The organism is Pseudomonas sp. Sample_10, from assembly GCF_004321495.1.
Classification (GTDB): domain Bacteria; phylum Pseudomonadota; class Gammaproteobacteria; order Pseudomonadales; family Pseudomonadaceae; genus Aquipseudomonas.
The window spans coordinates 1-10,332 of record NZ_RCOE01000053.1 but is presented as its reverse complement, the minus strand read 5'-3'; the positions used below and the strand labels follow the sequence as shown (position 1 = coordinate 10,332).

The following is a 10,332-nucleotide window of genomic DNA, read 5'->3' as shown; positions in this document are numbered from 1 at the left end:
TCAGCGTCATCACCTGGGCGATGGCGGTGTTGAATTTGTGGTTCTGGCCGACGTCCTGGCTGGCTTGCTTGATGGCCAGGTGGATCGAGCGACGCACGGCTTTCTGTTCGTCATTCAGGCTGGCAACGTCGAGTTTGCCCGGCAGGCCCTGGCTGACATGTGCCTGAGCCAGACGCCAGACGCGCTTGAGGAAACGGTGCGAACCTTCCACGCCGGAGTCGGACCATTCCGCGCTCATGTCGGGTGGCGAAGCGAACATCATGAACAGGCGGCAGGTGTCTGCGCCGAACTGGTCGATCATCGACTGTGGGTCGACGCCGTTGTTCTTTGACTTGGCCATCTTCTCGGTGCCGCCGATTTCCACCGGCAAACCGTCGGATTTCAATTTGGCGCTGATGACCTTGGCTTTGCTGTCGCGTTCGAGTTCAACGTCCGCCGGGTTGAACCAGGTGTAAGCACCGTTGGCTTCGCGGCGATAGTACGTCTCGGCGATCACCATGCCCTGGGTCAGCAGGTTCTTGAACGGCTCGTTGGAGCTCACCAGGCCTTCGTCGCGCATCAGCTTGTGGAAGAAGCGTGCGTAGAGCAGGTGAAGAATCGCGTGCTCGATACCGCCGATGTACTGATCCACCGGCAACCAGTGGTCGGCCGCCGATTTTTCCACCAGGCCACCTTCAAAGTGCGGCGAGGCGTAGCGCGCGTAGTACCACGAGGACTCGACGAAGGTGTCCATGGTGTCGGTTTCACGCTTGGCAGGCTGGCCGCATTTCGGGCAGCTGCATTCGTAGAACTCGGGCATGCGCGCCAGTGGCGAACCGGCGCCGTCCGGTACGACATCTTCCGGCAACACGACGGGCAGTTGATCTTCCGGTACCGGAACGTCGCCGCAGGCCGCGCAGTGAATGATCGGGATCGGGCAGCCCCAGTAGCGCTGACGGCTGATGCCCCAGTCGCGCAGGCGGAATTGGGTGCGCGAGGCGCCCAGTGATTTCTTGATCAACGCCACTTCAATCGCGTCGAAAGCGCCGGCGAAGTCCAGGCCGTCAAACTCGCCGGAATTGATCAGCGTGCCGTGTTCGCCATAGGCGTCTTGCCATGGCGCCGGATTGGTGTCGCCAGCGCTGGTGCGCACCACCGATTTGACCGGCAGGTTGTACTTGTGGGCGAATTCGAAATCGCGCTCGTCGTGGGCCGGAACCGCCATGACCGCACCATCGCCGTAGTGCATCAGTACGTAGTTGGCGACCCACACCGGCAGTTTTTCGCCCGTCAGCGGGTGCTCGACGAACAGGCCGGTCGGCAGGCCTTTCTTCTCTTGAGTGGCAACGTCGGCTTCAGCCACGCTGCCGCCCTTGCATTCAGCGATGAACGCTTGCAGCTCAGGGTTGTTCTGTGCGGCCAGGGTAGCCAGGTGGTGCTCGGCAGCCACAGCGACGTAAGTCGCGCCCATCAAGGTGTCCGGACGGGTGGTGAATACCTTGAGTGTGCCGGCTTCGCCGATGGAATCGACGTTGTACGGGAATTGCACTTCCATGCCGCGGGACTTGCCGATCCAGTTGCGCTGCATGGTCTTGACCTGTTCAGGCCAGCCCGGCAGATCATCGAGACTCTCCAGCAGTTCATCCGCGTAGGCGGTGATCTTGAAGTAGTACATCGGGATTTCGCGCTTTTCGATCAGCGCGCCGGAGCGCCAGCCGCGACCGTCGATTACCTGTTCGTTGGCCAGTACCGTCTGGTCGACCGGGTCCCAGTTCACGGTGCCGCTTTTCTTGTAGATCACGCCTTTTTCGAACAGGCGAGTGAACAGCCATTGTTCCCAGCGGTAGTAATCGGGCTTGCAAGTGGTCACTTCACGCGACCAGTCCACCGCCAGGCCCAGGCTGCGCAGCTGGTTTTTCATGTAGGCGATGTTTTCGTAGGTCCACTTGGCGGGCGCTACGTTGTTCTTCATCGCGGCGTTCTCCGCCGGCATGCCGAAGGCGTCCCAACCCATCGGTTGCAGAACGTTCTTGCCTTGCATGCGCTGGTAGCGGGAGATCACGTCGCCAATGGTGTAGTTGCGCACGTGCCCCATGTGTAGCTTGCCGCTGGGGTAAGGGAACATCGACAGGCAGTAGTAAGTCTCCTTGCCTGGCTGTTCACTGACTTCAAAGGACTTTTGCTCGTCCCAGAACGACTGGGCGGCGGCTTCGATTTCACGGGGCTGATATTGTTCGTGCATGGCTACTTTTTGAACTGAATAGGGGTGGCCTAATCCTCTTCAATGCGACGCTGGACGGTAAGGGCGCCAATTCGGCGTTTCCGTGCCCAGACGAGCTGGAAGTGGAGTTACAGGAAGCGCCGTAGCATACATGACCGTGCTCTATCGAGGGAAACCCTGATTGCTGCCACGCGTCTTGCGAAAAACGCCGCGAGGGCCGTTGGTCGCGGCGCTCAGCCGGTTTGTTCATGGAAGCTAAGCTCTAACTGGGGAGTAGGTCTTATCTTCCAATGAGGTGAGGGATGGTTGAGTCACGACGCAAAGCTACAAAACCGGAGTTGTACGAAAGACTGATTGATCGTCTTGGATTGGCCCTGGAAGCGGCGAAAACCGCAGGCCGGTTGCGTGATGAACGTCCGCTGGAGCTGGAATTGCGTGGTTTGAGCCCCGCTGAGTTTGCTTTGGTCAAGGCGTATCTGGATCGCAGTGAGCGTGAGACACACGGATGCTTGTCCGAGGCAGTAAAGCAACTCGACGCACCACGCTCAGCCAAGATTATCTGGCTCAAGGACAAGGTACCTGGCAGAGACGCGGTAAAGGTCCGGTCTATGCAGTTCAAGTAGGTATCGAGCCATGCTCCAGGGTTTTTTGAAGCATAGTCCTTGCGTATTCATTGTCGCACTGCATCAACCCACTTAGGCTTCGGGCATCTTTATGGAGATGCTCGATGCCTTTTCGTTATTTCGTGAAACAACTTCTCTTGCCGCCGGGCCTTCTGTTGCTGCTGCTGGCGCTTGCCTGGTGGTGGCGCCGCTCCAGACCAAAGTTGGCTGCCGTGTGTTTTGCCTTGGGTTTTGGCGGCTTTTGGCTGATGAGCTTGCCGATTTTCGTGCAATGGAGCGCGGCACTGCTGGAGCGAGAGCCGCCGCTGGCGCTCAGCGAATGGGCAACACTGGCGCAACACGCTGATGCGATTGTGGTGCTGGGCTCGGGGCGCGAGCGCGGTGATTCGGCTTGGGGCGCCGATCAGCCGACCGGGGTGGGCCTGGAGCGTCAACGCTATGCCGCGCGGCTGGCCAAAGCTTCAGGCCTGCCGATCTTGACCAGCGGCGGTTTGCATTACGGTACGCCACCCACCGAGGCCCAATTGATGGCTGACTCCTTGCGCGATGATTTCGGCGTGTCGGTGCGCTGGCAGGAAGGTCGTAGCCGCACGACCTGGGAAAACGCGCAGTTCAGTGCCCAGGTGCTGTTACCCGAAGGGGTCAAGCGCGTGGTGCTGGTGACTCACGCCTGGCACATGCCGCGAGCAGCCTGGAGTTTCCGCAAGGCCGGGTTTGAGGTGGTGCCGGCACCGATGGGCTTTTTGGGAACGGACAACGCCCGACCGCTGGGTGGCTGGTTGCCAGAGTTCAAGTCGATCTGGCAGAGCGGGCAGATGATGAACGAGGCGGTGGGGCAGGTGGGGTATTCGTTGTTTTATCGATAGGTCTATCGATTGACAACCTGTGGCGAGGGAGCAAGCTCCCCTGCCACAAAAGCCCTTTCGCCACAAAAGGCCCGCTCATCACATAGGCAGGTCAGGTTTAAACGGTCTTGGCCATCCGGTTAGCGACCAATGCCCAGGCAAACAGCAACACGCAGGTGATGATCAGCGGCCAGGAGCGCCATTGCAGGTAAGGCGTCAGGTTGTGCATCGGCACCACTTCGCCATACAAAATGCCACGCTCGAACTGCGGAATCTGCTCGGTGATCTGCCCAAACGGGTTGATCAGCCCGGTGACGCCGTTGTTGGTAGCGCGGATCATCCAGCGTCCGGCCTCCAGTGCGCGCATCTGCGCCATCTGCAAGTGTTGCAGCGGGCCGATGGAGGTGCCGAACCAAGTGTCGTTGCTGATCGTCAGCAGCAGGTCGCTTTGGGCGGCCAGGCCGGCGGCGAACTCCGGGTAGACCACTTCGTAGCAGATGTATGGCGCGATCTGATACCCCTTGGCTTGCAGCATCGGCTGATCGGCCGGGCCGCGGGCAAAGTCCGACATTGGCAGGTCAAAGAACGCAATCAGTCCGCGCAACACGTCCTGCAACGGCACGTATTCGCCAAACGGCACAAGTTTTTGCTTGAGGTAGGTGCCATCACCTTCACCGACGACGGTAATGCCGTTGAAATAGCGCTTCTGCTGATGGACCACTTCACGAATCGGCACACCGGTAATCAGGGCCGAATCCCGATTTGCCGCGAACTCACCCATCATGTCCAGGTAGCCCTGGGCGGACTCCTTGAGCACAGGGACTGCGGTCTCCGGCCAGATCAACAGGTCGACGCGCTTGGAACTCATGCTCATGTCACGGTACAGCGCAAGCTGTGCATTGAGCTGGGCCGGGTCCCACTTCATGCTCTGTTCGATATTGCCCTGGATCGCCGCGACACTCAGGGGGGCGCCCGACGGGCTGGTCCAGGCGTGGTGCTTCAAGGCCATGCCGGCGATCCACGGAGCGACCAGCAACAATGCACCGATCACGATGAAGCCTTTACGCCCGGCGCGGATCAGACGCACACCGTTGTAGATCAGGGCCGCGGTCAGGGCCAGGGAGAAGGAAATCAGCCACATCCCGCCGACGGGGGCGAGCCCGGCCAGCGGGCCATCGAGCTGGCTGTAACCGGAATACAGCCAGGGGAAACCGGTCAGGAACCAGCCGCGAAAGGCTTCCTGGCCGACCCAGAGCGCCGCAAACGCCAGGGCATCCGCCAGCGGAGCTTCGTTGCGTCGCAGCCAGCGCGCCCAAAGCCAGGCCGGCAGGGCGAAGAACCAGGCAATCGCCGCCGTGAAAATCAGCATCAGGAAACCGGCCAGCAGCACCGATGCGCCACCGAAGTGGTGAATGCTGTAGTAGATCCAGCTGGTGCCGGCACCAAACAGGCCGAAGCCGAAGCACCAGCCACGGCCCAGGGCCTGGCGTGGAGTCAGCTCGCGCAGGCCGGCATAGAAAAGCCCGACGGCCAGCAATGCCAGTGGCCAGATATCGAATGGCGCCAGCGCCAGGGTGGTGATTGCACCGGCCGCCACGGCCAGCAGGTTACCGGGCCAGCCGGGGCGGGTTGTCCAGCGCATTTCAATCCTTAGGTTTTTACCGGGCGATAGGCGTCAGTCGCAGCAAATGAATCCGCCGACTGTCGGCGTTCAGGATGCGGAAGCGATAGGCGCCGATTTCAGTGATTTCGTTGCGTTTTGGCAAGTGCCCGAACGCGCTCATCACCAGGCCGCCGACGGTGTCGAACTCGTCATCGGAAAATTCGCTGTCGAAGAACTCGTTGAAATTCTCGATCGGCGTCAGGGCTTTGATCAGGAAGTCACCGCTGGGCAGCGGCTTGATGTAGCTGTCTTCTTCGACGTCGTGCTCGTCCTCGATATCGCCGACGATCTGTTCCAGCACGTCTTCGATCGTCACCAGACCCGCCACGCCGCCGTATTCGTCAATGACGATGGCCATGTGGTTATGGTTGGCGCGGAACTCGCGCAGCAACACGTTCAGGCGCTTGGACTCCGGCACGAAGGTGGCCGGGCGCAGCAGATCCTTGATGTTGAAGCTGTCGCCGTTCTCCTTGAGGATCAACGGCAGCAAGTCCTTGGCCAACAACACGCCCATTACGTCATCGTGGCTTTCGCCGATGACCGGGTAACGGGAGTGAGCCGAGTCGACGACGGCCGGGAGGAACTCGCGGGGTGTCTGGGTCGCCTTGATGCTGATCATCTGCGAACGCGGGACCATGATGTCCCGTACTTGCAGGTCTGCAACCTGGATGGCGCCTTCGACGATGGCCAGCGCTTCGCTGTCCAACAGTTTGTTCTGGTGTGCATCGCGCAGAAGCTCCAGCAGCTCCTGGCGGTTTTTCGGCTCGTGGGCAAAAGCCTGGGTGAGCTTACCCAGCCATGACTTCTGCCCGTTGCTCGATCGATCTTCGCTCATAGCGATTACTCTGAATCCTTTGTTGTTTCGGTAGGGAATGCGTCGGTTTCGTCGTCCGCGTACGGATCGGGAAAGCCCAGTTCAGCAAGCAACGTTCGTTCCAGTGCTTCCATTTCTTCGGCTTCCTCGTCATCTATATGGTCGTAACCCAACAGATGCAAGCAGCCATGAATCACCAGATGTGCCCAATGGGCCTTGAGTTCCTTGCCTTGTTCAGCAGCTTCGCGTTCAACCACGGCCACGCAGATCACCAGATCGCCCAGCAGCGGAATGTCGAGAAACTCGTCCGGCACGTCCGCCGGGAACGACAGGACGTTGGTCGCGTAATCCTTTTGCCGCCAGGTGTGGTTCAGCTCGCGGCCTTCGGCTTCGTCGACCAGGCGAATGGTCATTTCCGAATCCGCCGTACGCTGGCGCAGGGCCAGTTCGCACCACTGGCGGAACTCGGCTTCGCTAGGGGCGCTGGCTTCGGTGGCGATTTGCAGGTCAAGCTCAAGCATCGCGGCGGCTTTCCCTGGCGGCTGCATCGTCGGCCGCTTTGGTTTCGAAACGCTCGTAGGCTTCGACAATCCGCTGCACCAGCGGATGTCGCACGACGTCCTTGGGCTGGAAGTGGGTGAAGCTGATGCCCGGCACATCCTTGAGCACTTCAATCACGTGGTGCAGACCGGACTTGGTGCCGCGGGGCAGGTCGACCTGAGTGATGTCGCCGGTGATGACCGCGGTGGAGCCGAATCCGATCCGGGTCAGGAACATTTTCATCTGCTCGACCGTGGTGTTCTGGCTCTCGTCGAGAATGATGAAGCTGTTGTTCAGCGTACGACCACGCATGTAAGCCAGCGGCGCGACTTCAATGACCTGGCGCTCGATCAGCTTGGCCACGTATTCGAAGCCGAGCATTTCGTACAGCGCGTCGTAGAGCGGGCGCAGGTACGGGTCGATCTTCTGTGACAGATCGCCGGGCAGGAAACCGAGTTTTTCACCCGCCTCAACCGCCGGACGCACCAGCAGGATGCGGCGAATCTGTTCGCGTTCCAGCGCATCGACTGCGCAGGCAACGGCCAGGTAGGTCTTGCCGGTACCGGCCGGACCAATGCCGAAGTTGATGTCGTTGCCGAGGATTTCCTTCACATAGCGCAGCTGATTCAAGCCGCGGGGGCGAATCATGCCTTTCTTGGTGCGCAGGGCGACGGAGGCTTCGGCGGGCGAGTGGTTGTCCAGCTCTTCGACGGCGGACTCCTGCAGGAACAGGTGAACCATGTCCGGCGACAGCTCGGTACCCTTGGTTTCCCGGTACAGGCGGCGCAGAAGGTTTTCCGCGGAGGTGGTGTGCTTTGGCTCGCCGATCAGCTCGAACTGGTTTCCGCGGTTGCGGATCTCGATGGTCAGGCGCTGTTCGATGAGACGCAAATGCTCGTCGAATTGCCCGCACAGATTGGCGAAGCGGCGAGCCTCAAAAGGCTCGAGGATGAAACGATGTGGTTCGATGGGTGCGTTCAAGGTCGTATTTAGCCGCCCTGGGGCAATAGTGATGAGTTCAAGGATAGCGCCAGAGGCGTGGGTGTGAAAGCTCTTAAATGGATGAGCCCATTCTCAGGATCAACGCAGTCCACTGTGGGAGCTGGCTTGCCAGCGATGAGGCAATCAGCCTCGACTGAGCTGTTGCCTGTTGCACCGCCATCGCTGGCAAGCCAGCTCCCACAGGATCCTCAATGTTTCCAAAAAACCGTTATTGCAGCAGCGAACCCCGCAGCGAGTGCGGCTGCGCCGCATCGATGCGCACATCGGCGAACTGGCCGATCAGGGTCGGATTGTCGCAGCGGAAGTTGACGATACGGTTATTCTCGGTCCGGCCCTGCAGTTCGCCAGGGTCTTTTTTCGAATAATCGGTTACCAGAATGCGCTGGATCGAGCCGACCATTTGTCGGCTGATTTCGAAACCCTGCTGGTTCAGTCGATGTTGCAGGGCGTTCAGGCGTTCTTTCTTCAGCTCTTCCGGCGTGTCGTCGGCCAGATCGGCGGCGGGTGTGCCCGGGCGCTGGCTGTAGACAAACGAGTAGGAAAAGTCGAAACCCACGTCCTGAATCAGCTTCATGGTTTGTTCGAAATCTTTCTCGGTTTCACCGGGGAAGCCAACGATAAAGTCCGAACTGATGCAGATGCCCGGCACGGCGGCGCGCAGCTTGCGCAGTTTGGACTTGTATTCCAGCGCGGTGTGGTTGCGCTTCATCGCAGCAAGGATACGGTCCGAACCCGATTGCACCGGCAAGTGCAGGTGTTTGACCAGTTCCGGCACGTCGGCGTGGGCCTGGATCAGGCTGTCGGAGAACTCCAGCGGATGCGAGGTGGTGTAGCGGATGCGGTCGATGCCATCCACCGCGGCGACCACGCGGATCAGCTCCGCCAGATCGGCCAGGCGACCATCATGGGTCGCACCGCGATAACCATTGACGTTCTGCCCCAGCAACGTCACTTCGCGCACGCCGTTTTCGGCCAGGTGAATGATCTCGGCGATCACGTCATCGAACGGCCGGCTGACTTCTTCACCGCGGGTGTAGGGCACCACGCAGAACGTGCAGTACTTGCTGCAGCCTTCCATCACCGACACGTAGGCGCTTGGCCCATCGATGCGCGGCTCGGGCAGGTGGTCGAATTTTTCGATTTCCGGAAACGAGACGTCGACTTGCGGCAGTTTGCTGCTGCGCGCGGCGTCGATCATTTCCGGCAGGCGGTGCAGGGTTTGCGGGCCGAACACCACGTCGACGTACGGTGCGCGATCGCGAATCGCCGCGCCTTCCTGGCTGGCCACGCAACCGCCGACGGCGATCACCATGTCCGGGTTGGCCAGTTTCAGTTCGCGCCAACGGCCGAGCTGCGAATAAACGCGGTCCTGGGCACGCTCGCGGATCGAGCAGGTGTTGAGCAGGATCACGTCCGCGTCTTCAGCGCGAGCGGTGACTTCCAGGGCCTGGTGTTCGCCCAGCAGATCGACCATGCGCGAGCTGTCGTACTCGTTCATCTGGCAACCGTGGGTTTCGATGTAAAGCTTCTTGGCCATGGAATAGAGTCATCACGTGATTCAAAGAACCGCGCATTATAGGGAACATGTACCCAGGTTCCTACCGCTACGCGTCCGATGGCTATGCTATAGTTTGCGCCCTCATTTTTATCCCCCGATGTGTTGCTCGCCCACCATGACCAAACGTGAAGCTCCAATCTACAAGGTGATTTTCCTCAACCAGGGCCAGGTGTTCGAAATGTACGCCAAGCAGATCTATCAAAGTGATCTGTGGGGTTTTCTGGAAGTGGAAGAATTCGTCTTTGGCGAGCGCACGCAAGTGGTCGTCGATCCGAGCGAAGAAAAGCTCAAGGCTCAGTTCGAAGGTGTGGTGCGCAGCTTTGTGCCGATGCATTCGATCGTGCGTATCGATGAGGTCGAGCGCCTGGGCACGCCGAAAATCAGCGAAGCCCGCGGCGCGGTCGGCAATGTCATGCCGTTTCCGATGCCGATGCCTGAGAAGTAGGCAGCAGCAAGCTCCCTGGCCACAACGAGCTACCTTGCAGTCAGCAGTGCTCAGGGCAGTGGCGCGAACGGTGTACGCCCGTCGGCGCTCTGCAATTCCATCAAGTATTTACGGAATATTTGCCCAAGCACCTGGGTCGCGACTTCCAATTCTTCGCGGGGCATTTTTTCGGTGACTTCGTCAGCGGTGTCCAGTGCCTCTTCAGCGCCGTTGACCGCCGCCATTTTCAGCAGGATGTAGGCCTGGACGTTGTTGGCCGGTACGCCTTCGCCATGGAAGAACATGCTGCCAAGTTTGAATTGCGCCTGAGCGTGGCCTTGCAATGAGGCCTTTTCGAAATAGCTCAGGGCTTGGTTGAGGTCGCGCGGCGCGGTTTTGCCTTCGTAATAGAATTCACCCAACTCGTATTGCGCTTGCGCATCCCCTTCATCCGACGCCTTTTGGCAGGCAGCGAGTGCCTGTGCCAGGTCTTGCGGCTGGGTATTGAGGGTGCAGCGACCCATCGCTGGGATTAACAACGAGTTACCGCCTGCTTGTGCGAGCGCGAGCAGGGGCTGAAGGAGCAACAGGCAGCCCAGTGAAAGGGCGCGGCCGGTGCGGTTCATGGGAATCGACTTACCTCTGAAGGGCGCGCGGACCCAT

10 protein-coding genes are annotated in these 10,332 nt (G+C 59.9%); 3 read left to right on the top strand and 7 right to left on the bottom strand.

Going from position 1 to position 10,332, the window contains the following annotated elements; all coding sequences use genetic code 11:
* Nucleotides 1-2,221, bottom strand: a 2,221-nt coding sequence (gene leuS, locus D8U18_RS03970; RefSeq protein ID WP_131107060.1) for a leucine--tRNA ligase, incomplete at its 3' end; no start/stop codon positions are given.
* 281 nt (nt 2,222-2,502) lie between these two features.
* On the opposite strand from leuS, the gene D8U18_RS03965 reads away from it, so the two are divergent.
* Nucleotides 2,503-2,823, top strand: coding sequence for a hypothetical protein (locus tag D8U18_RS03965; RefSeq protein WP_056855795.1), 321 nt, complete (start codon nt 2,503-2,505; stop codon nt 2,821-2,823).
* 104 nt (nt 2,824-2,927) lie between these two features.
* Nucleotides 2,928-3,689 carry a YdcF family protein gene (locus tag D8U18_RS03960; RefSeq protein ID WP_130931189.1) on the top strand — a complete coding sequence of 254 codons (762 nt, stop codon included), beginning with the start codon at nt 2,928-2,930 and terminating at the stop codon, nt 3,687-3,689.
* Nucleotides 3,690-3,786: 97 nt separating this feature from the next.
* Here D8U18_RS03960 and lnt read toward each other — a convergent pair whose 3' ends face one another.
* The 5 genes from lnt to miaB all read right to left on the bottom strand — a co-directional run bounded on the left by lnt (nt 3,787) and on the right by miaB (nt 9,224).
* On the bottom strand, nt 3,787-5,310 hold the full coding sequence (lnt, locus tag D8U18_RS03955; protein ID WP_056855793.1) for an apolipoprotein N-acyltransferase: 1,524 nt from the start codon (nt 5,308-5,310) through the stop codon (nt 3,787-3,789).
* Between the two features lie 16 nt (nt 5,311-5,326).
* On the bottom strand, nt 5,327-6,166 hold the full coding sequence (locus D8U18_RS03950) for an HlyC/CorC family transporter (protein ID WP_007909641.1): 840 nt from the start codon (nt 6,164-6,166) through the stop codon (nt 5,327-5,329).
* A gap of 5 nt (nt 6,167-6,171) precedes the next feature.
* Complete coding sequence (gene ybeY, locus D8U18_RS03945) at nt 6,172-6,666, bottom strand: rRNA maturation RNase YbeY (protein ID WP_056855901.1); 495 nt, start codon at nt 6,664-6,666, stop codon at nt 6,172-6,174.
* Nucleotides 6,659-7,666 carry a PhoH family protein gene (locus tag D8U18_RS03940; protein WP_056855791.1) on the bottom strand — a complete coding sequence of 336 codons (1,008 nt, stop codon included), beginning with the start codon at nt 7,664-7,666 and terminating at the stop codon, nt 6,659-6,661. The genes ybeY and D8U18_RS03940 overlap by 8 nt, the downstream gene beginning before the upstream one ends.
* 229 nt (nt 7,667-7,895) lie before the next feature.
* Nucleotides 7,896-9,224, bottom strand: coding sequence for a tRNA (N6-isopentenyl adenosine(37)-C2)-methylthiotransferase MiaB (gene miaB / locus D8U18_RS03935; RefSeq protein ID WP_056855790.1), 1,329 nt, complete (start codon nt 9,222-9,224; stop codon nt 7,896-7,898).
* 136 nt (nt 9,225-9,360) lie between these two features.
* On the opposite strand from miaB, the gene D8U18_RS03930 reads away from it, so the two are divergent.
* Complete coding sequence (locus tag D8U18_RS03930; protein ID WP_003185742.1) at nt 9,361-9,690, top strand: DUF1820 family protein; 330 nt, start codon at nt 9,361-9,363, stop codon at nt 9,688-9,690.
* A 50-nt stretch (nt 9,691-9,740) separates the two neighbouring features.
* On the opposite strand, the gene D8U18_RS03925 is transcribed toward D8U18_RS03930, so the two are convergent.
* Complete coding sequence (locus tag D8U18_RS03925; RefSeq protein ID WP_056855789.1) at nt 9,741-10,295, bottom strand: tetratricopeptide repeat protein; 555 nt, start codon at nt 10,293-10,295, stop codon at nt 9,741-9,743.
* Between the last annotated feature and the right edge of the window lie 37 nt (nt 10,296-10,332).

Bases quoted from the DNA above. Each gene is read 5' to 3' on its own strand.
- D8U18_RS03965 (WP_056855795.1), top strand. From the start codon at position 2,503: ATGGTTGAGTCACGACGCAAAGCTACAAAACCGGAGTTGTACGAAAGA.
- D8U18_RS03960 (WP_130931189.1), top strand. From the start codon at position 2,928: ATGCCTTTTCGTTATTTCGTGAAACAACTTCTCTTGCCGCCGGGCCTT.
- lnt (WP_056855793.1), bottom strand. From the start codon at position 5,310: ATGCGCTGGACAACCCGCCCCGGCTGGCCCGGTAACCTGCTGGCCGTG.
- D8U18_RS03950 (WP_007909641.1), bottom strand. From the start codon at position 6,166: ATGAGCGAAGATCGATCGAGCAACGGGCAGAAGTCATGGCTGGGTAAG.
- ybeY (WP_056855901.1), bottom strand. From the start codon at position 6,666: ATGCTTGAGCTTGACCTGCAAATCGCCACCGAAGCCAGCGCCCCTAGC.
- miaB (WP_056855790.1), bottom strand. From the start codon at position 9,224: ATGGCCAAGAAGCTTTACATCGAAACCCACGGTTGCCAGATGAACGAG.
- D8U18_RS03930 (WP_003185742.1), top strand. From the start codon at position 9,361: ATGACCAAACGTGAAGCTCCAATCTACAAGGTGATTTTCCTCAACCAG.
- D8U18_RS03925 (WP_056855789.1), bottom strand. From the start codon at position 10,295: ATGAACCGCACCGGCCGCGCCCTTTCACTGGGCTGCCTGTTGCTCCTT.